Source organism: Cupriavidus sp. 8B, assembly GCF_054589115.1.
Genome location: NZ_BAAILO010000301.1, coordinates 57599 through 81805 on the forward strand (window position 1 = coordinate 57599; position 24207 = coordinate 81805).

General features: G+C 67.8%; 26 protein-coding genes. 6 read left to right on the top strand and 20 right to left on the bottom strand.

Annotated features, from left to right (window positions below; all coding sequences use genetic code 11):
• Positions 1-6 precede the first annotated feature (6 nt).
• From ACYP5B_RS30730 to ACYP5B_RS30745, 4 genes are all read right to left on the bottom strand, one after another.
• Positions 7-1239, bottom strand: a complete 1233-nt coding sequence (locus ACYP5B_RS30730) for a class I SAM-dependent methyltransferase (protein ID WP_459572178.1) — start codon at positions 1237-1239, stop codon at positions 7-9.
• A 179-nt stretch (positions 1240-1418) separates the two neighbouring features.
• Positions 1419-2057 carry a pyridoxamine 5'-phosphate oxidase gene (gene pdxH / locus ACYP5B_RS30735; protein ID WP_267603972.1) on the bottom strand — a complete coding sequence of 213 codons (639 nt, stop codon included), beginning with the start codon at positions 2055-2057 and terminating at the stop codon, positions 1419-1421.
• A gap of 139 nt (positions 2058-2196) precedes the next feature.
• Positions 2197-3390 (bottom strand): MFS transporter, encoded by a 1194-nt coding sequence (locus ACYP5B_RS30740; protein WP_400093307.1) that lies wholly within the window; start codon positions 3388-3390, stop codon positions 2197-2199.
• Positions 3391-3688: 298 nt separating this feature from the next.
• Positions 3689-5980 carry an AsmA family protein gene (locus tag ACYP5B_RS30745; RefSeq protein WP_459572179.1) on the bottom strand — a complete coding sequence of 764 codons (2292 nt, stop codon included), beginning with the start codon at positions 5978-5980 and terminating at the stop codon, positions 3689-3691.
• 188 nt (positions 5981-6168) lie between these two features.
• Between ACYP5B_RS30745 and tcdA the strand changes: the two genes are divergently transcribed.
• Entirely contained in the window at positions 6169-7080 is a 912-nt protein-coding gene (tcdA, locus tag ACYP5B_RS30750; RefSeq protein ID WP_267603970.1) for a tRNA cyclic N6-threonylcarbamoyladenosine(37) synthase TcdA, read from the top strand.
• Positions 7081-7102: 22 nt separating this feature from the next.
• Here tcdA and ACYP5B_RS30755 read toward each other — a convergent pair whose 3' ends face one another.
• Positions 7103-7681 (bottom strand): P-loop nucleotide/nucleoside kinase family protein, encoded by a 579-nt coding sequence (locus ACYP5B_RS30755; RefSeq protein ID WP_267603969.1) that lies wholly within the window; start codon positions 7679-7681, stop codon positions 7103-7105.
• Between the two features lie 158 nt (positions 7682-7839).
• Between ACYP5B_RS30755 and ACYP5B_RS30760 the strand changes: the two genes are divergently transcribed.
• A complete protein-coding gene (locus tag ACYP5B_RS30760) occupies positions 7840-8280 on the top strand; it encodes a bacteriohemerythrin (RefSeq protein WP_400101430.1) in 441 nt (146 codons plus the stop codon).
• On the opposite strand, the gene ACYP5B_RS30765 is transcribed toward ACYP5B_RS30760, so the two are convergent.
• Together ACYP5B_RS30765 and trxA are read right to left on the bottom strand one after the other, a co-directional pair.
• Positions 8277-8666: a cupin domain-containing protein gene (locus tag ACYP5B_RS30765; RefSeq protein ID WP_459572180.1), complete on the bottom strand. Its 390-nt coding sequence runs from the start codon at positions 8664-8666 to the stop codon at positions 8277-8279. The two genes, ACYP5B_RS30760 and ACYP5B_RS30765, sit on opposite strands and share 4 nt — an antisense overlap.
• A gap of 66 nt (positions 8667-8732) precedes the next feature.
• Positions 8733-9578 carry a thioredoxin gene (trxA, locus tag ACYP5B_RS30770; RefSeq protein ID WP_318236845.1) on the bottom strand — a complete coding sequence of 282 codons (846 nt, stop codon included), beginning with the start codon at positions 9576-9578 and terminating at the stop codon, positions 8733-8735.
• Positions 9579-9852: 274 nt separating this feature from the next.
• On the opposite strand from trxA, the gene ACYP5B_RS30775 reads away from it, so the two are divergent.
• Positions 9853-11571, top strand: a complete 1719-nt coding sequence (locus ACYP5B_RS30775) for a long-chain fatty acid--CoA ligase (RefSeq protein WP_459572181.1) — start codon at positions 9853-9855, stop codon at positions 11569-11571.
• A 68-nt stretch (positions 11572-11639) separates the two neighbouring features.
• Here ACYP5B_RS30775 and ACYP5B_RS30780 read toward each other — a convergent pair whose 3' ends face one another.
• Entirely contained in the window at positions 11640-12443 is an 804-nt protein-coding gene (locus ACYP5B_RS30780; RefSeq protein WP_400101436.1) for an ankyrin repeat domain-containing protein, read from the bottom strand.
• A 16-nt stretch (positions 12444-12459) separates the two neighbouring features.
• Entirely contained in the window at positions 12460-13164 is a 705-nt protein-coding gene (locus tag ACYP5B_RS30785) for a gamma-glutamylcyclotransferase (protein ID WP_459572182.1), read from the bottom strand.
• 125 nt (positions 13165-13289) lie between these two features.
• Here ACYP5B_RS30785 and ACYP5B_RS30790 point away from each other — a divergent pair, with 125 nt between their 5' ends.
• Complete coding sequence (locus ACYP5B_RS30790; protein WP_400101440.1) at positions 13290-14180, top strand: DUF1223 domain-containing protein; 891 nt, start codon at positions 13290-13292, stop codon at positions 14178-14180.
• Positions 14181-14279: 99 nt separating this feature from the next.
• Positions 14280-14600, top strand: coding sequence for a hypothetical protein (locus tag ACYP5B_RS30795; protein ID WP_043348426.1), 321 nt, complete (start codon positions 14280-14282; stop codon positions 14598-14600).
• A gap of 124 nt (positions 14601-14724) precedes the next feature.
• On the opposite strand, the gene ACYP5B_RS30800 is transcribed toward ACYP5B_RS30795, so the two are convergent.
• From ACYP5B_RS30800 to ACYP5B_RS30835, 8 genes are all read right to left on the bottom strand, one after another.
• The gene (locus ACYP5B_RS30800) at positions 14725-15072 is read right to left on the bottom strand and encodes an FKBP-type peptidyl-prolyl cis-trans isomerase (protein WP_006162999.1); all 348 of its coding nucleotides are present in this window, start codon (positions 15070-15072) and stop codon (positions 14725-14727) included.
• A 96-nt stretch (positions 15073-15168) separates the two neighbouring features.
• On the bottom strand, positions 15169-15717 hold the full coding sequence (locus tag ACYP5B_RS30805) for a YaeQ family protein (protein WP_267603962.1): 549 nt from the start codon (positions 15715-15717) through the stop codon (positions 15169-15171).
• 84 nt (positions 15718-15801) lie between these two features.
• A complete protein-coding gene (locus ACYP5B_RS30810; RefSeq protein ID WP_459572183.1) occupies positions 15802-16506 on the bottom strand; it encodes an alpha/beta hydrolase in 705 nt (234 codons plus the stop codon).
• Positions 16507-16524: 18 nt separating this feature from the next.
• Positions 16525-16836, bottom strand: coding sequence for a hypothetical protein (locus ACYP5B_RS30815; protein ID WP_267603960.1), 312 nt, complete (start codon positions 16834-16836; stop codon positions 16525-16527).
• Positions 16837-16980: 144 nt separating this feature from the next.
• Positions 16981-17583 carry a YceI family protein gene (locus tag ACYP5B_RS30820; protein ID WP_400101445.1) on the bottom strand — a complete coding sequence of 201 codons (603 nt, stop codon included), beginning with the start codon at positions 17581-17583 and terminating at the stop codon, positions 16981-16983.
• 11 nt (positions 17584-17594) lie between these two features.
• Complete coding sequence (locus ACYP5B_RS30825) at positions 17595-17978, bottom strand: MAPEG family protein (RefSeq protein WP_459572184.1); 384 nt, start codon at positions 17976-17978, stop codon at positions 17595-17597.
• Positions 17979-18057: 79 nt separating this feature from the next.
• Positions 18058-18276, bottom strand: coding sequence for an RNA-binding S4 domain-containing protein (locus tag ACYP5B_RS30830; RefSeq protein ID WP_459572185.1), 219 nt, complete (start codon positions 18274-18276; stop codon positions 18058-18060).
• 4 nt (positions 18277-18280) lie between these two features.
• On the bottom strand, positions 18281-20056 hold the full coding sequence (locus tag ACYP5B_RS30835; RefSeq protein WP_400101449.1) for a glutamine--tRNA ligase/YqeY domain fusion protein: 1776 nt from the start codon (positions 20054-20056) through the stop codon (positions 18281-18283).
• 214 nt (positions 20057-20270) lie between these two features.
• Between ACYP5B_RS30835 and ACYP5B_RS30840 the strand changes: the two genes are divergently transcribed.
• Positions 20271-21722, top strand: coding sequence for a CoA transferase (locus ACYP5B_RS30840; protein ID WP_459572187.1), 1452 nt, complete (start codon positions 20271-20273; stop codon positions 21720-21722).
• 28 nt (positions 21723-21750) lie between these two features.
• Here the strand turns inward: ACYP5B_RS30840 and ACYP5B_RS30845 are convergent, their stop codons facing one another.
• From ACYP5B_RS30845 to ACYP5B_RS30855, 3 genes are all read right to left on the bottom strand, one after another.
• Positions 21751-22368: an FMN-binding negative transcriptional regulator gene (locus tag ACYP5B_RS30845; RefSeq protein WP_459572188.1), complete on the bottom strand. Its 618-nt coding sequence runs from the start codon at positions 22366-22368 to the stop codon at positions 21751-21753.
• A gap of 4 nt (positions 22369-22372) precedes the next feature.
• On the bottom strand, positions 22373-22993 hold the full coding sequence (locus tag ACYP5B_RS30850) for a pyridoxamine 5'-phosphate oxidase family protein (protein ID WP_459572189.1): 621 nt from the start codon (positions 22991-22993) through the stop codon (positions 22373-22375).
• A 108-nt stretch (positions 22994-23101) separates the two neighbouring features.
• The gene (locus ACYP5B_RS30855; RefSeq protein ID WP_459572190.1) at positions 23102-23962 is read right to left on the bottom strand and encodes a PhzF family phenazine biosynthesis protein; all 861 of its coding nucleotides are present in this window, start codon (positions 23960-23962) and stop codon (positions 23102-23104) included.
• Positions 23963-24207 lie beyond the last annotated feature (245 nt).

Consider the following 24207-nt stretch of genomic DNA (forward strand, 5'->3'; position numbering starts at 1 on the left):
CGATTTTCAGTCAAGCGATTTGTCGTAGATGTAGCGGCGCGACCAGGGCAAGCTCTGCGACGAGAGGCCGGCCTTGTGGCAAACCACCTGGTAGATCGACATCTGGTCGGTATCGAAGGCATGGCCGCAGCCTGCCAGGTAGACGCGCCAGATGCGGTATTTCTTTTCGCCCACCATGGCGCGGATGGTATCACCCTGCGCTTCGAAGTTGTCCGCCCAATGCTGCAGCGTGCGCCGGTAGTGACCGCGCATCAGCTCCACATCGGTGGCCTCCAGGCCGCCGCGTTGCAGGCTGTTGAGCACCATGCCGATGTGCGGCAGCTCGCCCTGTGGGAACACGTATCGATCCATGAACTCGGAGCCGTCCATGGGCGTGGCGCCGCTGTCGGGGTCCGGCGATGTGATGCCGTGGTTCATGGCAAAGCCATCATCGGCCAGCAGCTCGCGCATGCGGCCGAAATAGGCGGCGAGGTTGTTCTTGCCGACGTGCTCGAACATGCCGACGCTGGTGATGCGGTCGAAGGTGCCGGCGGTGTCGCGGTAATCCTGCAGGCGGATCTCGATGCGGTCGGACAGGCCCGCCTGCCTGACGCGTTCCGTCGCCAGGTCGAACTGGTTCTGCGACAGCGTGATGCCGACGCAGCGCGCGCCGAACTTCTGCGCCGCACGGATCACCAGCGCGCCCCAGCCGCAGCCGATGTCGAGCAAGGTCTGTCCGGGCTGCAGCCGGATCTTGGTCAGGATGTGGTCGATCTTCTTGCGCTGGGCCGTGGCAAGGTCTTCATTGCCATGCTCGAAGTAGGCGCAGGAGTACACCATGCCCGGGTCCAGCCAGAGCCGGTAGAACTCGTTGGATACGTCGTAGTGATACTGGATCGAGGCCTTGTCCGCTGCCTTGGTGTGGGCGAAATGCTGGGCCACGCGTGCCAGTGCGCCGCCGGCTTGCGCGCTGGCGGCAGCCGAGAAGCGGTAAGCCACGGCGATGATATCGCTGAGCTTGCCGTCCAGGTCGATCTTCTCCTGGACATAGGCCTCGCCGAGGTTGTCCAGGCTAGGCGTGAGCAACAGGGGCAGGGCGCCCGCCTCGCGTACGGTCAGGGTCACCGCTGGCTGCTCGAAACGGCCGAGCGGATACTCGTTGCCGTTCCATAGCCGCAACCTCACGGGGAGATTGGCCCGGTCGCGCAGGTCGGCGATCCAGTGGTCCAGTTGCTTGTCCAGTGCTTGCTTGAAAAACATGCGGCCTCCCTCCTGATGGTTGCGGCACACTCCTCGAACTACAGCACAGGGCAGGCGGGGCCTGCTCCTGATCGCCGCTTCCTCGCAAGACTGGAAAGCGACCCTGACTTACTTTACGACAATTCCTAATATTGTGCAGTGCGCGACCTCGGCGGCCGGCGGCACCGCGCTCACGGTACTCAGGGCGACAGGCGCACGATCTGCCAGCTGCCATCCGGCGCCAGGCGGTAGGCGATCCGGTCGTGCAGGCGCGACGGGCGTCCCTGCCAGAACTCGATGCGGGTCGGCACCAGCCGGTAGCCGCCCCAGTGCGCCGGGCGCGGCGGGTTATCGCCGAACTTGGCGCGGAAATCCGCTTCGCGCTGCTCCAGCACCGTGCGGTCCGCTACCTCGCGGCTCTGCTCCGAGGCCCACGCCCCGAGGCGCGAGCCCAGCGGGCGCGACGCATAGTAAGCATCGCTCTCGCTATCGGTCACTTTTTCAACGTGTCCTTCCACGCGTATCTGGCGCTCCAGCTGCACCCAGTGGAACAGCAGCGCCGCGCGCGGGTTGGCGGCAAGGTCCAGGCCCTTGCGGCTTTCATAGTTGGTGAAAAACGTAAAGCCCTGGGCGTCCATGCCCTTGAGCAGCACGATGCGTGCAGAGGGCTGGCCGTCGGCGTCGACGGTGGCCAGCGTCATGGCATTGGGTTCCGGGAGCTTGGCGTGGATGGCTTCATCGAACCAGCGCTGGAACTGGCTGATGGGATCGGACGCCACATCGGATTCGGACAGCGATCCGAGTACGTAGGTGCGGCGGAGGTCGGCGAGTTGGGTCATGTCGGATCAGGTATCGAGTCAGCAGGCCGCGCGCGGGGCAAGCATGCATGGCGCCGGCGGCCTGTCTGATTTGAGTATAGCGAAAGCGCAGCAGACCGCATTTGCGCGCACGCAACTCATGCGCGATGCCGTGGGCGCCTCAGGCCGGCGGCTGGGGCAGCTTGCGGGCCTGGCCGCGCGAGTAATAGCCAGCCACGCCCATTGCCCCTGCCATCGACAGGAAAATCGGCAGCATGCCAAGCGCCGTGCCGACCACGCCAAAGGTCAGCGGCCACACCACCTGGCTGGTATTGAGCACGGCCGAGCGCAATCCCAGCGCCTCGCCGGCGCGCCCGGTGGGCGAAGCCGTGTGCAGGATGTTCATGACATTGGGCTGGGCGCTGCCGAGCGCCAGGCCTAGCAGGAACGCCAGGCAGCACATCAGCCAGAATTCGGTCACGAAGGGGTAGAGCAGGTAGGCCACCGCCCCGACCAGCAGCGCGACCCGGATCACCTTCCACTCCGAGAGCCGGCGCGAGACCAGCGGCATCGCCACGCGGATGGCGAAGGTGGCAATGGCGAAGGCGCCCAGCACCCAGCCGATCGACGACGGCGAGAGTCCAACCCGGGTGCCCTGGATGGGAATGAGGAAGGCGTGCAGGTCCCAGGCCGCGGACAGGACCGCGCTGGCGATAAAGACCGCGCGCAGTTCCGGGTGGGCAAGCAAGCCAAGGGTGGAGTTGCGGGTGCCGTCCACGATCGCGCTGCGCGCCGCCCGCCCGCCCTGCGCCGGCAGCCGCCCGCGCACGAAATGCAGGCCGATCAGCCCGGCCGCGGCCACCGCCACCAGCACGAAGAAAGCAGGCCGGTAGCCAGCGTGTTCGATCACATAGCCCATCACCACCGGGCCCAGCGTGCCGGAGAACGACAATCCCAGCGCGTGCAGCGTGTAGTTGCGCAGCCGCGTGCCATCGGTGGAAATCTGTCCGATCAGCAGTTGCATGGCGACCTGCACCAGCATGAAGCCGACGCCGATCAGCGCGCAGGAAAGATAGAGCGCTGCGATGCCAGGCCACACCGCCGGCAACAGCGTGCCCGCGACCACCATCAGCGAGCCCGCGGTCATCGGCTTGCGCGGCCCGATCTCGTCGATGCGCTTGCCCGCATGGATCGCCAGCAGCATCGGCAGCAGCGCATAGAGCGACATCAGGATGCCGAGCGTGACGGTCGAGGCTTTGAGCGAGAGGGCGAACAGCGAAACCACCACGCGGCTGGCATTGAAGGCTACGTGATTGCACACCGTTAGCGCGATCAGGCAGCTGATCGGCGGGACGGTGGCGTGTAGCGGCGTCATGCAGGGGCGGGGGCTGGAAGGGAAAATCGGGAAAAACAAGTGCGGCCGAGACCGCACCCTGAGAAGGACGCCAGCCTCGAAATGCATCGGAGCCGGACATCCGCTTCATGCCACGTATTGAAAACTTCGTTGTAAATGGCCGTTTAATTATGCGATCGAACGTGGGCGATACACAACGATGGCTTGCGTTGCAATGCACCAAAGTGTTGCGAAATTGCGTCGTCGAAAGGATGGGTGTCGCAAACAAGCAACGTCGCAGGTTGCTGCCGGGCTGGCGCGGTGGCGTTCAGCCGTCTTTTCAGCCGCCCTGATAGAGCGAGTTGCCCGGCGCCGGCCGCTCGGGTGTGACGGGGCGCGACGGTTCAGCGGGCTTGACCGGCGCCGCGGCCGCAGGCGCGGATTGCGCGTCGGGCGACGGTGCGGGGCCGGCCGCCTGGTTGGTCTTGCCGGTCTTCGGGTCGCGGTAGGTCTGCCCGGGCGGCGGGGCGGTCGGGCGCGTGCGAATCTCCGCCAGCAGCTTGCCGCACTGGCTGTCGGGGGAAGTGGAGAGATCGATCAAGGGCAGGACTGCCGTGGCCACCGGCGCTGCCAGCGCCAGTGCCACCACGCCGCCGGTGCGCAATGCCAGCACGCCGATGTCCGGGCTGACCGAGGGTTTTTTCAGCGTGCCGCCTACATAAAGCGGCGAGCGCAGCGAGAAGATGCGCAGGCCCTTGGAATCCGGCCGCACGGTGAGCGCAAGCCGCTCGCTGGCAAGGTCGATGGCGCCGCTGGTGTCGATCACGGCGTCGTGCGTATCGATGACGAAGACGCGCGAGCGCGCCACGCCGTTGGTGAAGCTGAAGTCGCTGACGCCGCAATTGATCTGCACCGGCTTGTCGCCGAACAGCTTGGAGATCACCACGCTGCCCACGTTCAGGCCCATCGCCTCGAGCAGGAACTTGCTGACCGTGCCGTTTTCCACCAGCAGCTTGGCTTCGCCATTGGACGAGCCTAGCAAGGCCGCCACCGAGTTGCCGGTGGCGCTCAGCTTGGCACTGCCGTTGACCTCGCCGACGCTGGCGCGCATCGTCTCGAATTTCGGGAACAGCTGCTTGAGCTTGAGGTGGCGCGCCTTCATGTCGATGGTGGCCGCCAGCGGCTCGCGCTTGCCATTGAGCTGCAGGGAAGACGTCAGGTTGCCGCCGGCCACGCCAAAATTCAGCGGGTCCAGCGTCAGCACGCCATCCTCGAGCTTGAGATGGGTGGCGAGGTCGGTGATCGGCAAGTCGACGGTACGGATGATGCGCTTGCCGGTGAACTTCACGTCGGCGTCGATGCTGTCCCAGCGCTCGGTGCGGAACGGCGCCACCGGCAGCGCCTTGTCGGCGGGCTGGCGCACTGTGCTGTCGGGGGCCGCCTGCCCGGGCTTGGCGTTCGCACCAATCAGCGGGGCCAGGTCCTCGAAGCGCAGCTGGTTCGATTCCAGTTCGCCCGACAGCATGGGGCGCGGCTGGCGCTGCGTGTAGGTGAGCGAGCCGTTCAGGTCGCTGCCGCCGACGCGCCCGGAAAACTTGTCGTAGCGGTACACGGACGCGCCCTTGCGCAATGTGGCAACGAGCCGGCCACGGGTCTCGTAGGGCGGGGTGCTCGGCAGCACGATGCCGGTCAGTGCGTACAGCTTGGCCATACTGTCGCCCGACAGCTGCAGGTGCATGTCGAGCGCGCCCAGGTGGGCGGGGTTGGTCAGCGTGCCTTCCACGACCGCGCGGGTATTGCCCACCCGCACATCGGCCTGCAGGGGGAAGGGATCCTGGGTGTCGCGCAGGCTCAACACCGTGCCGGCCTTGCCGGTGGCGTTGATGGTGGCCTGGTTGTAGCGTCCCGTGGCCTTCCAGCGGATGCCATAGCGCTGGCCGGCGTTGCCGGCGGCGCCTGTGCCGCCGGGCTGGCCGGCCGCGCTGGCCGGGCCCGATGCGCCCGCGCCGGCCGCGCCGGATGCCGGCGGCGCGATCAGGGCGCCGTCGCGGGTCTTGTCATAGAGGGCGGCGTCGCCGATGGTGTCCAGGCGCGCCTGCAGCTCAATCTTCATTGCCTGGTCGTTCAGCGCCAGGTCCCCGCGCGCCAGCGCGATCTCGCCGATGTCGAGCCGCCACTGCGAGGGCGGTTTGCCCGCGGGCGTGGCGAAGGTCCAGTTGTTGCGCTGGTCGGCCAGCCGCTCCAGCCAGACCGCGGGGCTGTCGACGGTGATGGTGGGGATCGAGATCTGGTGGGCGAGCAGGGGTAGCGGGCGCAGCACGAAGATCAGCTCGCGCACGGTGGCAAAGTTGGCCTCGTGTGCCCATTCCGGGTTGCCGACGGTGATATCCCGCGCCGAAAGGCGCGGCCAGGGAACCCAGGTGTGCCAGCCGGTCTCGCCCTTGGCGCTGCGCCAGGTCAGGGTGAGGTCGCCGTTCACGGCGAAAGGCCGGCCGATGGCGTCGGTGACCCGCTGGTTCAGCCACGGCTTGAGCCGGTTCCAGTCGAAGCTCAGAATGATCACGACCAGCGCCGCGATGAGCACCAGCGGCGTCAGTACACTCCAGAGAACAGCCTTGCGGCGCAGGGGCATGGGATCGGTTTCCTGATTGGCGCCGGCAGCCGCGAGCTCTCTGCGAGACAATGCGGCGGTCGAACCACTGCTGTAGGTATTGTATAGTTGCGCGCCCCGTTTCCCTGTCGGCGCTTGGCTGACAAGGTGCGGCAACGCGCGCTTTTGCCCCGCAGTGTCCTCCAATTCAGCCAGCTTCGAGCGTAGAAATGAGCAACCTCGTCCCCGCAACTTCCACCCAGCCGGAACCGGAGCTGGCGCAACTGCCGCCGGCCCTTACCCACGAGAGCCCGGAGGATGACGACTACCACCGGCGCTTCGGTGGCGTGGCGCGCCTGTATGGCGCGGCGGGCCTGGCGCGGCTGGAGGCGGCCAGCGTTTGCGTGGTCGGCATCGGCGGGGTGGGCAGCTGGGCGGCCGAGGCGCTGGCGCGCAATGCGGTCGGCCGTGTCACGCTGATCGATCTCGACCATATCGCGGTATCCAACACCAACCGCCAGATCCACGCGCTGGGCGATGCCTATGGCCGCGCCAAGGTGCAGGCCATGGCGGAGCGCATGGTGCAGATCAACCCGCGCTGCCGGGTGACGGAGGTGGACGATTTCGTGACCCCGGAGAACCTGGTCGAACTGCTCGACGGGCACGACTACATCATCGATGCGATCGACTCGGTCAAGGTCAAGATCGCCATGCTGGGCTGGGCGCGCCGCGTAGGCCGGCGCATCATCACCTGCGGCGGCGCCGGCGGCCAGCTTGACCCGACCCGCATCCGCGTGGTCGATTTTTCCCGCACCGTGCAGGATCCGCTGCTGGCCAAGGTGCGCTCCACCCTGCGCAAGGACTGGGGCTGGCCGCGCAACCCCAAGCGCAAGTTCGGCATCGACGCGGTCTTCTCCGACGAGCCGCTGCGCTATCCGGAGCCCGAGCAGCAGTCCTGCGAGATCGACGAGGCCCCGGAAGCCGCGCCAGGCGCGTCGACCGAGCCGCCGGCCGGCCCGCAGGGGCTGGCCTGCGCCGGCTTTGGCTCGTCGGTGGCGGTCACCGCGGTGTTCGGGATGGTGGCGGCGTCAAGCGTGCTGGCCGCGCTCACGGCGCCGGACGCCATCCCCACACCGGAATGAGCGCCCGGGCACATCGCTATCGCTACGCCGCGAGCGTGGCGAGCAGGGCGTCCACAGCGGCGTCGTTCGGCGCCGTATTGTCGAAGTAGGTCAGTTCTGGGTGCTGCGCCGGCTCGGGCATGAAGCGCCGGGTGCGGTAGTCGTCCCAGTGCGCCAGCTTGTAGGCATCGTTGGGATTGGCGCGCTTGACGATGCGCGCGCGGGCCTCGTCTTCCGGCAGGTGCACCCACAGGGTGCGCACGATGGTGCCGGCGGACACGCGCAGCCATTCGGGATCGTGCAGCAGGTGGTCGCGCACCTCGCGCGATAGCGGGCCCACCACGATCACGCTGATGCCCAGGGCGAGGTTTTCCCGCGCGGTGTCCAGCAGGCCATGGTATTCGGCATTGCGCAGGTGCTTGAGGTAGGTCGGGCTGTCGCGGTCGTTCGGGTCGCCGGTCAGCGCGCCCATTGCCGCGGCGCTGTAGCCGCCATAGAGCGTGTCCTTGTCGAGCAGGCAGAACGGCTCGCCGGTGGCCTGCATCAGCGGGCCGATCAGGCGGTGGGCCAGGGTGGTCTTGCCGGTGCCGGCATGGCCGCAGAAGAAGAGCAGTCGGGGCATGTGGGAAGCCAGGGATCAGCCTGGTGCAATGAAAGAGCCAGCCTTGAGCATACCCTGCGAGCGCCGGCAGCCCTGGCGGCGCCCCGCTTTGTTCTGGATCAGGCCGCGCCGCCGCGGATTCGGTATCCTTGCGGTTTGCCTGATTTTGTCCCCCCGATATGACCGATTCCTCTTCTCCGAGTACCGCCACACTGGCCCCCGACCTGCTGTTGGGCGAGCCGGTCACCGATGCGACCCACGCCGAGTTCGTACAGTTGCTGGACGCCGCCACGCGCGCCGACGACGCTGGCTTCCTGGCGGCCCTGGATGAATGGATCGACCATACCCGCCATCATTTCGGCCAGGAGCAAGCGTGGATGGAGGCGATGGCCTTCGGTCCGCAGCATTGCCATCGCGGCGAGCACGAGCAGGTGCTGGCGGTGGCCGGCGCGGTGCGCGACAAGGTGGCCGAGGGCGACCTGGCGCTGGGCCGGCGGCTCTTGTCGGAGCTGCCCGGCTGGTTCGACCAGCACGTGAAGTCGATGGACGCGATGATGGTCAACCACATGCGCGAAAACGGCTTCAGCCTGATCGAGGCGCCGGCGGAGCAGGCGGCCTAGATGGCGTCGGCGGCAGCCCGGTCCAGCACGACAAAGTGCTTGCGCACCGGCTCGATCACCTCGAACAGGCCGGTGAAGCCGGCCGGGATCACGCAGGCGTCGCCGGGGCCGAACTCACGGGCGTTGCCCGCGTCGTCGCTGATACGCAGGCGGCCGCTGATGATATGGAAGAACTCCTCCTTGCCGGCCGGAAACGCAATGCGCCACGCGCCCGGCTCGCAGGCCCAGATGCCGCAATCGAAGTCGCCCTGGCTGGCGCTGTAGTGCGTCCAGGTGGTGCGGTCCGGGTTGCCGGCGACCAGCCGGTCGGGGCGCGGACGGTCGTGGCTGGGCAGCGGTTCGTGGTCGGTCTGGAAGTCGATCAGGCGGGGCGGGGAGGCAGTCACGGCGGAACGGGGAGTTGGCTGGGCGGATAAAACGGCGGGCCTGGCCCGCCGCATGCATCCGCCAGTTTAATTGAGCGCCGAGGCCAGCAGCCGGCGATAGCGCGACACCACGTCGGGCTGATCGCTCATCAGCTTGAATACCGACAGCATGGCCGTGCGGCCAATATCATCCTCGAAGGTGCGGTCCGTGCGTGCGATGGCCAGCAGTTGCTCCAGCGCCGGCTCATATTGCCGGTGCGCGATCAGCGCGCGCGCCAGGTCCAGCCGCGCCTGCAGGTCGCCGGGCGCTTCGGCGATGCGGGCCGCCAGGGTGGCCGCGTCCGGCAGGTCCGACGCACCGCGCATGGCTTCGATCCGGGTGCACAGCGCTGCGTAGCCGTCCTCCTCGGCCGCATTCGGGGACAGCATGCCGAACTCCGACTGGGCCTGGTCCAGTGCGTCTTCGTCCAGCAGGAAGCCGATGTATTCGAGGCGAGCCGCGTCAAAGCCGGGGTCGAACGCCAGCGCCGCCTGGAACGCCGATCTGGCCGCCTCGCGGTCGCCCGCGGCGGCGGCGTCGCGGGCAGCGCGCAGTGCCACCTTGCCCGGGTCGGGCATCACGCGGGCAATAAACTCGCGCAGCCCGGATTCCGGCAGCACGCCGGTGAACTGGTCCACCGCCTGGCCGTCGGCAAACGCCACCACGTGGGGAATGCTGCGCACGCCGAAATGCGAGGCCAGCTCCTGGTTCTCATCCACGTTCACCTTGGTCAGCCGCCATTTGCCGGCCGCCTCGCCCTCAAGCTTTTCCAGCATCGGCCCCAAGGTGCGGCAAGGGCCGCACCACGGCGCCCAGAAATCCACCAGCACCGGGATATGGCGCGACGTCTCGATCACGTCGGCGTCAAAATTCTGCAGGGTTACGTCGCTCATGGCTTGGCCTCGGAGTGTGGGACGCCCGCGCGAAAGGCTCCGCCCGGGCAATGACGTCATGCGCCTTATATAGGGGCTGTCCCGCCGAATGCAACCTTGGCAATGCGGCATCGAAGCCGGCGCAGGCAAGAGCACAGGCACAGGCAAGGGTAAGGATGGATTGAAAAAAGAACGGTCGTTCGGTTATATTGCTTGGCGGATTGCCAGCTTCACCAGATTCATTCCTCGCCTCGCATTCCAAGATTAGGTCGGATAGACCGCATAGGAGACCTTTATGCAGACCCCCCAGCCCGCGCGCCCGCATTTCCAGTTCTGGCCCAAGCGCATGCCTACCGAGATCGTGTTGCCGGAGACCTCGCTCTGGTACAACCTGGTGGTCTCCGCCCATCGCTACGCCGACAAGGCTGCCATCCGCTATTTCGGCAACGCCATCACCTTCCGGGCGCTGGAAGCCCAGGCCAGCGCCATGGCGGGCTGGCTGCAGCAAAAGGCCGGCGTGAAGAAGGGCGACCGGGTGCTGCTGTATATGCAGAACTGCCCGCAATTCATCATTGCGTACTACGCGATCCTGCGCGCGGATGCCGTGGTCGTGCCGGTCAACCCGATGAACCGGGCCGAGGAATTCAAGCACTACATCACCGACGCGCAGGCCAGCGTGGCGATCTGCAGCGCGGATCTGGCCATGGGCGCCGAGCAAGCCAACAACGAGCTGCCGCCCGAGCAGCGCCTGCAGCACCTATTGGTCACGCAATACAGCGACGCGCTGCCGGTCAGCTACGAGAACCCCGAAGACGCCCCCGGTGCCTGGCTGACCGCGCAGCATCCGCTGCCGGCCGGCGCAACCCCGTGGGCCGAGGCGCTGGCCGCGCAACTGGTGCCTGGCCCGCATACCGCGGGCCCGGACGATATGGCTGTGATGCCATACACCTCGGGCACCACCGGCTTTCCCAAGGGCTGCATCCACACCCACCGTTCCGTCATGCACAACGTGATCGGTGGCGGCACCTGGAGCGGCAGCGGCGCGGAATCGACGATCCTGGCGGTGCTGCCGCTGTTCCACGTGACCGGCATGCAGTACGGCATGAACGGCCCGATCTACAGCGGCGCCACCGTGGTGATGCTGCCGCGCTGGGACCGGGAAGTCGCGGGCCGGCTGATCTCGCGCTTCCAGGTCACGCACTGGACCAACATCCCGACCATGGTGATCGATTTCCTGGGCAGCCCGAACCTGGACCAGTTCGACCTGTCGAGCCTGCGCTATATCGGCGGCGGCGGCGCGGCCATGCCGCAGGCGGTGGCGGAGCGTCTGAAGCAGCAGTTCGGCCTCAACTACATCGAAGGCTATGGCTTGTCCGAAACCATGGCGCCGACCCACAGCAATCCGGGCGACCGGCCCAAGCTGCAGTGCCTGGGCGTGCCCACCTTCAATACCGACGCACGCGTGATCGACACGGTCACGCTCAAGGAAGTGGCGGTCAACGAGATCGGCGAGATCATCGTGTGCGGCCCGCAGGTGTTCAAGGGCTACTGGGGCAAGCCGGATGCCACGCGCGATGCCTTCATCGAGTTCGATGGCAAGACCTTCTTCCGCACCGGCGACCTGGGCCGCATGGACGAAGAGGGCTACTACTTCATCACCGACCGGCTCAAGCGCATGATCAATGCGTCGGGGTTCAAGGTGTGGCCCGCCGAGGTGGAGAACCTGCTGTACAAGCATCCCGACGTGCAGGAAGCGTGCATCATCGGCACGCGCGATGCGTATCGCGGCGAAACCGTCAAGGCGGTGGTGGTGCTCAAGACGCATGCCAAGGGCAAGACCACGCCCGAGCAAATCATCGAGTGGGCCAAGGAAAACATGGCGGCCTACAAGTACCCGCGCGTGGTGGAGTTTGTCGACGCGCTGCCCAAGTCGGGCACGGGCAAGGTGATGTGGCGCGCGCTGCAGGAAAGCGAGAACGCGCGCAGCGCGGAGTCGAAGCCGGCGGCGGCATGAACGGCCTGAGCGGCCTGGCCGGGTAGCGTCGCAACAGCGGGACGCGCGCGGGCACATCCGTGCCCGCGTCAGTGCCCGCGCACGCGCACCAGCATCTTCACCATGGTCTTGTAGCTGCGCTCGCGCGCGTGCCGGGTCGGGGTGGTGCCATCCCGGTCGGCGAGGTTGGCGTCCGCGCCCGCGTCCAGCAGCAACTGCACGGTGTCTTCATACCGCGCGCTGCCATCGCCCATGACGATGGTCTCCAGCAAAGCGGTCCAGCCCTGGCGGTTGATATGGTCGACCGCCACGCCGGCTTTCAACAAGACCTTTACCACTTCGGTATTGCCATGCTCGCACGCGGCGATCAGGGCGGTGTTGTCGTAGCTGTCCGTGCTGTTGATGTCGGCGCCATGCGCCAGCGCCAGCTGCACCAGCTCAAGCTGCCCGGTGGACGCGGCCAGCAGGAATGGGCTGTTGGATTCCATGTCCTTGCGGTTGACATCGGCGCCTGCCGCCACCAGCGCCTTGGCGACCTCGGCGTGGCGGCTGTAGACCGCCACCAGCAAGGCGCTGCGGCCACGTTCGTCGGCGGCCTGGGCGGAAGCGCCGGAAGCCAGCAAGCGCTTGACCAGCTCGAGGTCTCCCAGCGTTGCCGCGGCAAGCAGATTGCGGTCGAGTCCGCCAACGCTATCGTGCGCAGGCGCGGCGGAGCCGGCGGCGCCTTGCCCGTGCGAGCGCGGCGAAGACTGGGCCGGGCCGCTGCCGGCAGGGCGCGCGGCCAGCGTCGACCCACCGGGGCCGGCCAGCAACGCGCCGCCCATCAGCAATCCGGTCAGCCCCAGCACTTCGGCAAGCACCAGTCGGCGGGGGCGGGCAGCAGGGCGTGGCATGCTGGTCGCTCCTGGGTCAGGCGGTTTCGCTGACAGCCTGTGCGGCCGTGGCATCCGTATCCTGCAGCCGGCGCCAGAGCCGTCCCAGGTAGGGATCGTCGACCCCGTTGGTGGCCAGCCCGAGCAGCGTTTGCTGCAGGTATTCGCGGGCCGGGCCATACAGGCCGCAGGCGTGTCGCAGGCAGGCGACCACGCGGTCGTCCGGCAGGCGCCCGGCATAGGCCTCGTGCTGACGGTTCATCACGAAGGCCAGCGCGCGCTGCGGCGGGCTGCCGGCCATCTTCACGTTCAGCCAGCGCGGATGGTAGGCGCCGGTCAGCATCTCGCGGCGCCACAGCAGGCGGAATTCCTGCTCGATCATGTGATGGGGGATGCGGAAGACGACGCCGTGGCACGAACCGCCGCGGTCCAGCGCGAGCACCAGGCCCGGGTCGTCCCAGGTGCCGCGGTTGATGCGCGAGTACAGGTAGAAGCCGCGGTGGTAGCCATGCACGCTAGCCAGCTGGCGATCCGTGTGAATCACCATCGGGTTCCAGATCAGCGAGCCATAGCCGAACAGCAGGACATCGCCGGCCAGCCCGGGCGTATCCGGCCGCTGGTCCAGCGTAGCGCGCAGGGAACGTTCGAAAGCTTCTTCGGGAAGTAGCGAGGAAGCCACAGGCGTGCTGCAAAGAGAAGCACGCAGCCGATCTGTTTCGAGATCTTGTCGGGTGATGGCCATGATGCAAGCATAATCCAAAGCTGCGCGGCAGGCGGCATGGAAACCACATGGCGCGCAGAAATGTCTGTAAGGTCCGGCAGGTTGTGTGCGACTGACAACGGTCAGGCAGCCTTCGGAGGTCCAGCATGCACACCCATCTCGAACAATCGGCGCAGGCCGCTGCCAACATGTACCGGGATGCCGGGCCGCGCAATCCCTCCCGGCAATCCTGCAAGCCCGGGTCCTGGCCGCTGCGCTGGGCGCCGGTGCTGATACTCGCCGCGCTGGCCGGCCCGGTGCGCGCGGCGGCCGGCGCCGTGCCGGCCGCGTGCCTGCATGACAGCCCGCCCCAGCGGCTCGCGCTGATCGAGCTCTACACCTCGGAGGGCTGCAACAGCTGCCCGCCGGCCGATCGCTGGCTTGGCACGCAGGCCGCTCGGCTGCCGGCTTCACAGGCTCTGGCGCTGGCGCTGCACGTTGACTACTGGGACAGCTTGGGCTGGCGCGACCGCTTTGCCAGCCCGGTGTTTACCGCGCGCCAGCGCATGCTGGCGAGCGCCGTCGGCAGTCATACGGTATATACGCCCGAGGTGTTTGTCGGCGCGCGCGAGCAGCGCCGCTGGCAAGACGCAGGCGAGGTCGCGGCGCGCGTCGCCGAGATCAATGCGCAAGCGCCCGGCGCATCGCTCCGGCTAGGCTGGCAGGCGCTCCGGGCCGCACAGGTGCAGGTCGCGCTGAATGTGACGCCCGCAGCCCGCTCCGGGCCATTGCAGGCCTATGCCGCGCTGGTCGAGGACGGGCTGGTGTCGGCGGTGAAGGCTGGCGAGAACCAGGGTGCCACCTTGCATCACGAGCGGGTGGTGCGGCTATGGCTGGGCCCCTTCGCCGTGCCGCCCGAGGGGCTGGCCTGGTCGGGCAGCGTGCCGTTGCCGGCCGGGGCCGACCCGAGCAAGCTGGCCTGGGTAGCCTTCGCGCAGCAGCCCGGCGCCGAAGTGGCGCAGGCCGTGCTGGCGCCGCGCTGCGAGTTACCTGGGTGACGCTGGGGCTAACGTCGCGGACTGACACTATCTGCGGGGCAAGGTGGCGGTATCGCCTGCTATGTCTTTACAATGGCGCATCAACCAGGAGAACAGGCTATGGCGCGCACGCTCACGGTAGTTTTCGGTACCGGCAAGGAATTTGGCTTCACCATTGGCGACGCAGAGTTGGCGGCGGTCACCGAGGATGCTGGCTGGCGCTGGTTCGACCGCGAATACGCCGAGCTCGATTGCCAGGCCTCCAGTCCGGTAGGCAAGGTGCTGGTGATCGACAAGATCCTCAGCGTGGCCAAGTTCTCCGGCGAGCAGCGCTTTAGCGGCGATGCCGCGTGGGCCCAGGACTACGCCCGCCATGCCGCCCGCCTGCTGGACCGCGACAAGGTGCGCGTCGACGTGGGCAACGCCGCGATCAGCTTCTGATCGCGGCCTGGCCGCAGCGCAATGCAAAGAGGGGCGCCCGTGGGCGCCCCTCTTTTTTGCCCCATCCGCGCAAGGTGCGGGACGGGATGTCGCTGGCCGCCGCTGGCGGGCGGCAGCCAGGCGATCAGACTGCCAGCAGTTCCACTTCGAACAGCAGCGTGGCGTTCGGCGGAATCACGCCGCCCGCGCCGCGCGCGCCGTAGCCCAGCTCGGCCGGGATCACCAGGCGGCGGGTGCCGCCAACCTTCATGCCTTGCACGCCTTCATCCCAGCCGCGGATGACGTGGCCGGCGCCCAGCGGGAACACGAAGGGGTCGTTGCGGTCCTTGCTCGAGTCGAACTTGCGGCCGGCTTGTTCGTTCTCGTAGAGCCAGCCGGTGTAATGCACCGTGACATGCTTGCCTGCCGTGGCTTCGGCGCCTTCGCCGGTGACGGTGTCTTCAAATTGCAGGCCGGAGGGAGTGGTATTCATGGATGGCTTCCTTGTGCTGTATCAGCGAGGGTCACGGGTTCGGTGAGGCTGGCGGCAAGCCGGCCGCACCGGGCGGATTGGTGAAACGGGAACGGCTCAGCCCGCTGGCTGTTGCAGGACTTCGAGCGTGATGCGGACGTTGTGGTCGTCGTCGCTGACCCAGATCTCGCTATCCTGGATCGTGACCGACAGCCGCATGGCGCGCTGCGCCAGGGCGGCAAGTGCTTCCACCGCCTCGGCCGGCACATTGTAAATGGTCACGTTGCGCAGCTTGCCCGCCTTGCCGGCCATGCCCTTCCACCATTCACGCGCGCTTGCACCATTGTAGGTGAACACGGTGACGCGATCGGCACGGGCCGCGGCGCGCTTCAGGCGCGATTCGTCCGGCTGGCCCAGCTCGATCCAGTGCGCGATGTCGCCGGTCAGGGTCTTTTCCCACAGGTCCGGCTCGTCGGGCTCGTCCAGACCGCGGGTGAAGGCCAGGGTTTCGCTGGCTTCGCAGGCAAAGGCCAGCAGCCGCACCATCATGCGCGCGTCGTTTTCCGACGGGTGCTTGGCAATGGTCAGGGCGTGGCTGCCGTAATAGGGCCGATCCATGTCGGATACGGACAGTTCGGCCTTGAAGATGGTGGATTTAAGAGCCATGAAGGAAGCGGGCGCGGCAAAGGCTGCGAGAAGCGAAAGGCCGCATCATACGTGAATCGGGCGCGGCGATCTCGCGCTGGCCTCTCAGGGGGCCACGGCGCGCAGTGTGATTGCGCTCAGCCTGTCGGCAAAGCCGGGCTGGTTTTGCCAGGCCTCGCCCAGCAAGTGGCCGGTATCCGGCAGGTCGACTATCTCCACGCGTTCGGCCAGGGTTGCGCGCCGGGCAAGCGTATCGGCAATGCCCGGCGGGATGACTGCGTCGTTGGCGCCGCGTACCAGCGTCAGGCGGCCGCGGAATTGGGTAATGAGATCGAAGGCGAGCGAGGCGCGCCAACTGCCGGGGGTGCGCAGCACGGCCGTAAAGGCCGGACCGAAGGGGAGCTCGAACGCGGCCGGGTCATAGGCGGCACCCACCAGCGTCAGCAGCCGTCCGATGTGGTTGCCCGGATCGGCGGCCAGCCGCACGGCGATTTCCCCGCTCATGCTGATGCCGATCACGGCTCTGGGGGCGGTGCCATCCAGGTGGGCTAGCGCCGCCTTGGCCTCGCGCAGGCGCTTGGCCAGCGAGTTGGGCGTGCGCGCCGAGCTCTCGCCGTGGCCGGAAAAATCGATGGCGACACTGCCCACGCCGTGCGCGGCGAGCGCCTGGCGCAATGCCAGCCAGCGCGCACTGTGGCTGGTGCCGGCGCCGTGCAGCAGCAGGCAGCTCGCGCCGTTGCCGGGGTCGATGCGGTCGGCGGCCAGCGTTTCGGCGCCGGCCTCGATGTCAAAGCGCAGGGGCGTGCTCATGGATGGCCTGGCGGCGGCTCAGCGGGATTTTCGGTAATCGCTCAGGTAGTAGCGCAGCAGGGCCGACGCCAGCGTCAGGCAAAGAAAAGCGATGGCAATCACCATGGCGTGGCCGGCGGGACTGTCGATCTGCCCCGACAGGGCCAGGCTGGCCAGCCAGCTGCCCACCGGCAGGATCATCAGCGGCACCAGCAGCGCGCGGCGGCCATAGGTGCGCAAAGCCCACGCCGGAAAATTGCGCAGGAAGGCCATCGGGATGCTGCAGATCAGGCAAGCGCCCGCGGCGGCCAGCGAGGCGGCCACCACATCCCCAACTTGAATCGTGATCATTATTTTCGGGTTCCCCGTTCAGGCGGAGGCCGGAAACGGGCCGGCCGGAAAATGCAAACCGCTGATTCTACAGAAGAATTCGAATTTTCAGGTGTCGCCGGGCCGACATGCGTGGCGATGCCGGACGCGTTCGTGGCGTAGCTGTCACTCCAGCGCCGGCAGCGCCGGCGTGGCCTCCACCGACATGGTCAGAACCACGGTATCGCCCACTTCCGGCAGGAAGCGCGTCATGCCAAAGGCGCTGCGCGACAGCACGGCGCGGAAGTCTCCGCCGCACACATGGCGCTTGATGCCGAACAGGGAGATCTCGCCGCAGCTGAAGCGCTCGGCTTCCAGCCGCAGCGGCTGCGTGACGCCGTGCAGGGTCAGCTCGCCTTCCACGGCCACCAGCCGGTCGCCGTCCCGCACGAATCGATTCGCGCGCAGCCGGACCACGGGGAAACTCTGGGCATCGAGGAACTGGGCCGAGCGCAGGATGCCGTCCAGCGTGCGGTTGCCGGAATCGACCGAGTCGGCATCGACCGTGAAGTCGATCGCGCCGCTGCCGCTGGCTTCGTCATAGCTGATGCGGCCATCGATCTTGCCAAAGCGCCCGCGTACCGAGGTCCGCTCGAAGTGGCTGGCGGCGAAGTACACCGTGGTGTGCGTCGGGTCCACCGTGAAGTTGACGGGCTCCGCCCGCGCCGTGCCGGACAGGCCCGGCGCCAGCAGGCAGAGCGCGCAAATGACAGCCGTCGAAAGCCGCATGATGCGTGGCCTCAGTGCACGAACACCGGCAACAGGAAGATACCGATCACCGACAGGAAACTGATGGTCCAGCACAGCGTGCGCAAGGTGGCGCGATCGGCCAGGTAGCACACGGTGTACAGGACGCGCGCGGCGATGAAGACCAGCGCCAGCTCGTCGATGCGGGCGCCCGGCGCTTGCAGGTGCGTGGCGCACAGCACGGCCGCGGCGAAGAAGGGGAAGGCCTCGAAGTGATTGCGGTGGGCCATGTCGGCGCGCCGCGCCCGTCCGGCCTGCTTTTCCAGCCAGCCGCGCGGGTCGTGATTGTCGTAGGCGCTTCCGCTCGCCTTGGCAATGCCCACCGTCGCAACGGGCAGGATCCCTGTCAGCAGCACACACCAGAATGCGATCGGCATTGTTATTTCCTTTGCTTGGAGGAAAACGCCCGGCGACCGGACTGGCCGGCCGCCGGGCGTGCTTGCGAACGGGTCGGCCTCAGACCGCCACCACGCGGATTTTCACGCCGGCCACGCTGACGACCTGGCCGGCGCGGATCTTGGCGGTCTTGCGCGATTCCACCGCGCCGTCGACCGAGACTTCGCCGGCCGCCACCAGCGCCTTGCCGGCGCCGCCGCTGTCGCACACGCCCGCCACCTTGAGCAGGTCGTTCAGGGCGATATGCTCGCCCTCCAGCGGGAAGGTTACGGTTTGCATGGGCTTACTTCCCCCAGCTGTCGCGCAGCCCGACAATGCGGTTGAACACCGGCTTGCCGGGCTTCGAATCCACGCGGTCGGCCACGAAATAACCCTGGCGCTCGAACTGGAAGCGATCCTCCGGAGCGGCTTGTGCCAGGCCGGGTTCCAGGTAGGCGGTGACGATCTTCTTGGAGTCCGGGTTCAGCGCGTCGAGGAAGTTCTTGCCGCCAGCGTCCGGGTTCGGGTCGTTGAAGAGGCGGTCGTACAGCCGCACTTCGGCTTCATACGCATGCGCCGCGCTGACCCAATGGATATTGCCCTTGACCTTGACGCTGTCCGCGCCAGGCGTGCCGCTCCTGGTCTCGGGCAGGTAGTTGGCATGCACGGCGATGACCTTGCCGTCGGCGTCGCGGTCCACGCCCGTGCACTCGATCACGTAGCCGTGGCGCAGGCGTACCTTGCTGCCCGGGGTGCCGTCCTTGGGCGCGAACAGGCGGAAGTAGCCCTTGGGCGGCGCTTCGCTGAAGTCGTCGCGCTCGATCCACAGCTCGCGCGTCAGCGGGAAGACGCGCATGCCCAGCTCCGGCTTTTTCGGATGCACGGGCGCGGTGCAGTCTTCGCTCTGGCCTTCGGGGTAGTTGTCGAGGATCAGCTTGAGCGGATCCAGCACGGCCGCGCCGCGCGCGGCGCGCGCATCGAGGTCGTCGCGCACGGCGCCTTCCAGCGTGCTCATGTCGATCCAGCTATCGGACTTGGCCACGCCGATGCGGTCGCAGAACAACTGGATCGATTCCGGCGTAAAGCCGCGGCGGCGCACGCCCACGATGGTGGGCATGCGCGGATCGTCCCAGCCATCCACGCGGTTTTCGTTCACCAGTTGGAGCAGGCGGCGCTTGCTGGTGATGGCGTAGGTCAGGTTCAGGCGGGCGAATTCATACTGGTGCGGCAGCGGCTCGCTGAACACGCCGCATTCGCGCAGCTGGGCCAGCACCCAGTCGTACAGCGGGCGGTTGTTCTCGAACTCCAGCGTGCACAGCGAATGCGTGATGTTTTCCAGCGCGTCCGAGATGCAGTGGGTGAAGTCGTACATCGGGTAGATGCACCACTTGTCGCCCGTGCGGTGGTGATGCGCGTGGCGGATCCGGTAGATCACCGGGTCGCGCATCACGATGTTCGGCGCGTTCATGTCGATCTTGGCGCGCAGGACGTGCTCGCCGTCGGCGTACTTGTCGTCGCGCATGTCGCGGAACAGCTGCAGGTTTTCCTCGACGCTGCGGTCGCGGAACGGCGAGGGCGTGCCCGCGCGGGAGAAGTCGCCGCGGTTGGCGGCGATCTGCTCGGCGCTCTGGCTGTCCACGTAGGCAACGCCGCGCTCGATCAGCTTTTCGGCGAAGGCGTAGAGCTGGTCGAAGTAGTCGCTGGCGTAATACAGGTGGGGCTGCTTGCTGCCGTCCTTGGCCGTGCTGTCCCAGCTAAAGCCGAGCCAGTGCACCGCGTCGATGATGGAGTCGACGTATTCGGTGTCTTCCTTGACCGGGTTGGTGTCATCGAAGCGCAGGTGGCAGCGGCCACCGAAATCGCGCGCCATGCCGAAGTTCACGCAGATGCTCTTGGCATGGCCGATATGCAGGTAGCCGTTGGGCTCCGGCGGGAAGCGGGTGATGACGGGGGGCAACGGCTCGCCCTGGGCATCCTGGCGCCCGGCGTAGGTGCCGGCGGTGAGGTCCTGGTCGATGATGCTGCGCAGGAAATTGGATGCGGCGGGCGTGCTGTCGTTGGCTTTGGGGTCGTTGCTCATGGTGGCGCCGGTGGGCGGTTAAGTCAGGAGGCGGAGCGGCGGCCGGAATTTGGCGCGCAGCCTGCCGCGCTGCTCGATTGCATGGCGGAATGCCGGATCGGGTGATTTTACCGTGCCGGGGACCAGAGTCGTGCAAACTGCGCGCGCGGGGGCAAAAACAGCTGGCGCGGCCTAGGATGGAGAGAGCGCACCCGCCCTGTGGAGCCTTGCCGCCATGCCGACGCCAACCCCGACCTCCAGCCTTTCCGATCCCGCCCGCCCAACCCCGTTCGAGGCCGTAGCCGGGCTCTGGCAGGCCGCCGGGCTGCCGGCCGCCGCCCTGGACCGGCTGCAGCTCAGCGGCACCGATCCGGCGCTGCCGTCGTCGTTTGCGGTGGGCGTGGCCGCCCAGGCCAGCCTGGGCGCGTCGGCGCTGGCGGCCGCCATGCTGTGGCAGCAGCGCAGCCGGCGCTGGCAGGATGTGGCTGTCGACATGCGCCACGCCGTGGCCGAGTTCCGCAGCGAGCGCTACCTGCGCGTGGGCGGCGAGCCGGCGCCGGAGTTCCGCGACAAGCTCTCCGGGCTGTATCGCTGCGGCGACGGCCGCTGGGTGCGCGTGCATGCCAATTTTCCGCATCACCGGGACGGCGTGCTGCGCATCCTGGGCTGCGCGCACGATCTCGCCGCGGTGCGCTCGGCCTTGCAGAAATGGGACGCCGAGGCGTTCGAGGCCACCGCTTCCGAGGCCGGCCTGGTCGTGGCCGCCCTGCGCAGCTTCGACGAATGGGACCGCCATCCCCAGGGGCAGGCGTTGCAAGCGTTGCCGCCGCTCACCATCGAGCGCATCGGGCAAGCGCCGCCGCAGCCGCTTGCGGCGCTCCCCGTAGCCGGTGCGCGCCCCCTTTCCGGCGTGCGCGTGCTCGACTTCACCCGCGTCATCGCCGGGCCGGTAGCAGCGCGCGCGCTGGCCGTGCATGGCGCCGATGTGCTGCAGGTGAGCGCCGCCCACCTCCCCAGCATCGCCCCGCTGGTGATCGACACCGGGCGCGGCAAGCGCGCCTGCCAGCTCGACCTGCGCGACCCCGACGACAAGCGCGCCCTGCACAAGCTGCTGCATGGCGCCGACGTGCTGGTGCAGGGCTATCGCCCGCAGGGGCTGGCGGAGCTGGGCGTGGGGCCCGAGGCGGTGGCCCGCGCGCGCCCGGGCATCGTCTATGTGACGTTAAGCGCCTACGGCCATGTGGGGCCGTGGGCGGCCAAGCGCGGCTTCGATTCGCTGGTGCAGACCGCAAGCGGCTTCAACCACGCGGAAGCGCTCGCGGCTGGCAGCGAGGAGCCGCTGCCGCTGCCGGCGCAAGTGCTGGATCATGCCGCCGGCTACCTGCTGGCGCTTGGCGCCATGGCTGGCCTGCATCGCCGCGCGGCCGAGGGCGGCAGCTGGCATGTGCGGGTGTCGCTGGCGCAGGTTGGCCAGTGGCTGCGCGGCCTGGGCCGGGTGGAAGGCGGATTGCAGGCGCCGGACCAGCGCTTCGAGGATGTGCAAGATCTGCTGGTGACGTTGCCGTCTGGTTTTGGCGAGTTGCGCGCGGTGTCGCATGCGGGGCGCCTGTCCGAGACGCCCGCGCACTGGGCGCTGCCATCCGTGCCGCTGGGCACGCACGCGCCGGAGTGGCTGCCGCGCGCCTGAGCGGCGCGGGCTGGGTTTGAAGCCGGCTTCAGGCGCCCGTCATGCGCGCCATCCACTGCGCCATGTCGCGCTCGATCGGGCTGCCTTCCTGCTGGGCCGCGAGAATGCGGGCGCGGTCGCCCGCCGGGCGGTTCTGGCTGAGCTTGAACTTGGCTTCGATGCGCGTCGGCACGATGCGCAGGCCCACGATCGCCCCCAGCATCTTCTGCTGGAAATCCTCCGGCAGCTCACGCCATTGCGCGGCATAGGCCGGCTCGTTCTGCGCGATCAGCCGCTTGAGCAGCGCATCCTTGGCGTCGGCGTCATGGAGAGTGGCGATCTCGGCGTACACGTGCACGGCGACGTAGTTCCAGGTCGGTACCGACAGCTTTTGCTCGTACAGCGCGGGCGACACATAGCCGTGCGGCCCCTGGAACACCAGCAGGGCGCTTGGCGCCTGCTCCAGCCAGCGCCAGTGCGGGTTGGCGCGCGCCATATGGCCTTCGATCTGCCAGGCGTCGCCGCCGCGCTGGGCTACCACCGGCAGGTGGGTGGCGAACGGCAGGCCATCGGCGTCGTTGCCGATCAGCGTGGCAAAGGGGTAGCGGCGCATGACCTCGTCGATGGCGTCGCTTTCGGTGCTGGCAAAGTGGGATGGCGTGTACATGGGATCAATACAGGGTTTGCTGCATCCGCGCGGGCTGCGACGCGTCGTAGGCGACACCGTCGAAGGGGGCCTGGCTCACGGCGGTGAGGATGGTGCCGTTGCTCGGCAGGCTGCTGCGCGCCACCTGCGTCTGCGGGTCCCATAGCTTGGAGCGCACCAGCGCGCGGGCGCATTGGAAGAACACCGACTGGATCGAGATCACCAGCACCGTGGCCGGCGCCTTGCCATCCACGATGCAGCGTGCGATCAGCGCCGGGTCCACCGAGACCTGGGCGGTGCCGGCCACGCGGATGGTCTCGTTCACGCCGGGGATCAGGAACAGCAAGCCCACGCGCGGGTCGGCAATGATGTTGCGCAGGCTGTCCAGGCGGTTGTTGCCCCGGCGATCCGGCAGCAGCAGGGTGCGCTCATCCAGCACCTGCACAAAGCCCGGCGCATCGCCGCGCGGCGAGCACTCGGCGTACTCGCCGCTCACCGTGGATAGCAGGCAGAGCGGCGCGGCTTCGACGAAGGCACGGTAGTGCGGGTGCAGATGGTCGACTTCCTTGGCGAGCGAGGCTTCGCCGGCTTCGGCGTAGTGGGCCTCCAGTTCGGCCAGCTTGGTCAGGGTATGCTGCGTGGTCATGGCGGTTGGCGCGTGTGGGGCGCGCGTTAGAGCGTTGGGAGGACCGGGCAGACGCTCACTGTAACGCAGTAGCGCCCGCTTTGTCGCGCCGGCCCGATCGGCTCCGCGTTACAGGTTGATGGTGCCCCGTCCCAGCTCGATCACGCGCCCGCCCACGCGGATCGCCCGATCCGCGGTGACCTCCAGACGCAGCGTGCACGGCCGGCCAACCGCCTCGCCTTGCGAGATCTGGTACGCGGCGGGCAGCGCGTGGCCGTTGGCAATCAGCCAGCCGCCCAGGTTGGCGCAGGCCGAGCCGGTGCCCGGATCCTCGGCCACGCCGCCGCCTTGCTTGGTGAAGAAATAGCGCGACACCACCTGGCCCGGCCGGGTCGGGTCGAAGGCGAAGACGTAGGCCGTCTTGCGGCCCAGGCTGCTTTGCGGCCAGGCGTCCAGGCGCGCGCCATCGGGCTGCGCGCGGCGCACGGCGTCTACGCTGTTGAGCGCCACCAGCAACTGGTCGGCGCCGGTGTCGACCCAGATCGGCGCAGCCAGCAGGTCGCTCTCGGCAAGCCCGAGCAGTGATGCCATCTGCGCGTCGGGCAGGCCGGCTGGCGCGGTCTTGGGCTCGCCGGCATGCGGCGCGGTGAACGTCCACACATCGCCCTGCGCGGTCACCGGCACCACGCCCGCCTTGAACTCCAGCGTGAGCGCGTCGCCGGTAGCGGCCAGTTCGCGTACCACATGCGCGGTGCCCAGCGTCGGATGGCCGGCGAAGGGCATCTCGTAGCCCGTCGTGAAAATCCGGACGTGCGCGCTGGCCTGTTCGGACGGCAGGATGAAGGTGGTCTCGGACAGGTTGAACTGCAGCGCCAGGGCCTGCATGGTGGCCGTGTCCAGCCCGCGCGCATCCTCGAACACGCACAGGGGATTGCCGCCGAAGGTGGATTCGGCGAAGACGTTAAGCAGGCGGTAAGCGTAGGTGGTCATGGCAGTTGTAGGGGAGGCAAAGACATCAGTGTAAGTCTCCTCGCTGCGTACACCATGCACACTCGCCGGGATGGCGGGCAGGCCAGTTGCTGACAGTTTGGGTTGGGTTGCTCCGTGGCGTTGGCCTGCTTGACGTCAGAAGGTCAAAAGCTCTCAAGAAACTAACCTGAAGACGGCACCTGTCATGCAGCCGTCCCCACGGGATTGATCTGGAAGCCCAGCGCGGCGGCGCGGCGTTTGAGGGC

What these genes read in the sequence shown, in the direction of transcription:
- ACYP5B_RS30730 (WP_459572178.1), bottom strand. Translation starts at nt 1,239, where the DNA reads ATGTTTTTCAAGCAAGCACTGGACAAGCAACTGGACCACTGGATCGCC.
- pdxH (WP_267603972.1), bottom strand. Translation starts at nt 2,057, where the DNA reads ATGACCCAACTCGCCGACCTCCGCCGCACCTACGTACTCGGATCGCTG.
- ACYP5B_RS30740 (WP_400093307.1), bottom strand. Translation starts at nt 3,390, where the DNA reads ATGACGCCGCTACACGCCACCGTCCCGCCGATCAGCTGCCTGATCGCG.
- ACYP5B_RS30745 (WP_459572179.1), bottom strand. Translation starts at nt 5,980, where the DNA reads ATGCCCCTGCGCCGCAAGGCTGTTCTCTGGAGTGTACTGACGCCGCTG.
- tcdA (WP_267603970.1), top strand. Translation starts at nt 6,169, where the DNA reads ATGAGCAACCTCGTCCCCGCAACTTCCACCCAGCCGGAACCGGAGCTG.
- ACYP5B_RS30755 (WP_267603969.1), bottom strand. Translation starts at nt 7,681, where the DNA reads ATGCCCCGACTGCTCTTCTTCTGCGGCCATGCCGGCACCGGCAAGACC.
- ACYP5B_RS30760 (WP_400101430.1), top strand. Translation starts at nt 7,840, where the DNA reads ATGACCGATTCCTCTTCTCCGAGTACCGCCACACTGGCCCCCGACCTG.
- trxA (WP_318236845.1), bottom strand. Translation starts at nt 9,578, where the DNA reads ATGAGCGACGTAACCCTGCAGAATTTTGACGCCGACGTGATCGAGACG.
- ACYP5B_RS30775 (WP_459572181.1), top strand. Translation starts at nt 9,853, where the DNA reads ATGCAGACCCCCCAGCCCGCGCGCCCGCATTTCCAGTTCTGGCCCAAG.
- ACYP5B_RS30780 (WP_400101436.1), bottom strand. Translation starts at nt 12,443, where the DNA reads ATGCCACGCCCTGCTGCCCGCCCCCGCCGACTGGTGCTTGCCGAAGTG.
- ACYP5B_RS30785 (WP_459572182.1), bottom strand. Translation starts at nt 13,164, where the DNA reads ATGGCCATCACCCGACAAGATCTCGAAACAGATCGGCTGCGTGCTTCT.
- ACYP5B_RS30790 (WP_400101440.1), top strand. Translation starts at nt 13,290, where the DNA reads ATGCACACCCATCTCGAACAATCGGCGCAGGCCGCTGCCAACATGTAC.
- ACYP5B_RS30795 (WP_043348426.1), top strand. Translation starts at nt 14,280, where the DNA reads ATGGCGCGCACGCTCACGGTAGTTTTCGGTACCGGCAAGGAATTTGGC.
- ACYP5B_RS30800 (WP_006162999.1), bottom strand. Translation starts at nt 15,072, where the DNA reads ATGAATACCACTCCCTCCGGCCTGCAATTTGAAGACACCGTCACCGGC.
- ACYP5B_RS30805 (WP_267603962.1), bottom strand. Translation starts at nt 15,717, where the DNA reads ATGGCTCTTAAATCCACCATCTTCAAGGCCGAACTGTCCGTATCCGAC.
- ACYP5B_RS30810 (WP_459572183.1), bottom strand. Translation starts at nt 16,506, where the DNA reads ATGAGCACGCCCCTGCGCTTTGACATCGAGGCCGGCGCCGAAACGCTG.
- ACYP5B_RS30815 (WP_267603960.1), bottom strand. Translation starts at nt 16,836, where the DNA reads ATGATCACGATTCAAGTTGGGGATGTGGTGGCCGCCTCGCTGGCCGCC.
- ACYP5B_RS30820 (WP_400101445.1), bottom strand. Translation starts at nt 17,583, where the DNA reads ATGCGGCTTTCGACGGCTGTCATTTGCGCGCTCTGCCTGCTGGCGCCG.
- ACYP5B_RS30825 (WP_459572184.1), bottom strand. Translation starts at nt 17,978, where the DNA reads ATGCCGATCGCATTCTGGTGTGTGCTGCTGACAGGGATCCTGCCCGTT.
- ACYP5B_RS30830 (WP_459572185.1), bottom strand. Translation starts at nt 18,276, where the DNA reads ATGCAAACCGTAACCTTCCCGCTGGAGGGCGAGCATATCGCCCTGAAC.
- ACYP5B_RS30835 (WP_400101449.1), bottom strand. Translation starts at nt 20,056, where the DNA reads ATGAGCAACGACCCCAAAGCCAACGACAGCACGCCCGCCGCATCCAAT.
- ACYP5B_RS30840 (WP_459572187.1), top strand. Translation starts at nt 20,271, where the DNA reads ATGCCGACGCCAACCCCGACCTCCAGCCTTTCCGATCCCGCCCGCCCA.
- ACYP5B_RS30845 (WP_459572188.1), bottom strand. Translation starts at nt 22,368, where the DNA reads ATGTACACGCCATCCCACTTTGCCAGCACCGAAAGCGACGCCATCGAC.
- ACYP5B_RS30850 (WP_459572189.1), bottom strand. Translation starts at nt 22,993, where the DNA reads ATGACCACGCAGCATACCCTGACCAAGCTGGCCGAACTGGAGGCCCAC.
- ACYP5B_RS30855 (WP_459572190.1), bottom strand. Translation starts at nt 23,962, where the DNA reads ATGACCACCTACGCTTACCGCCTGCTTAACGTCTTCGCCGAATCCACC.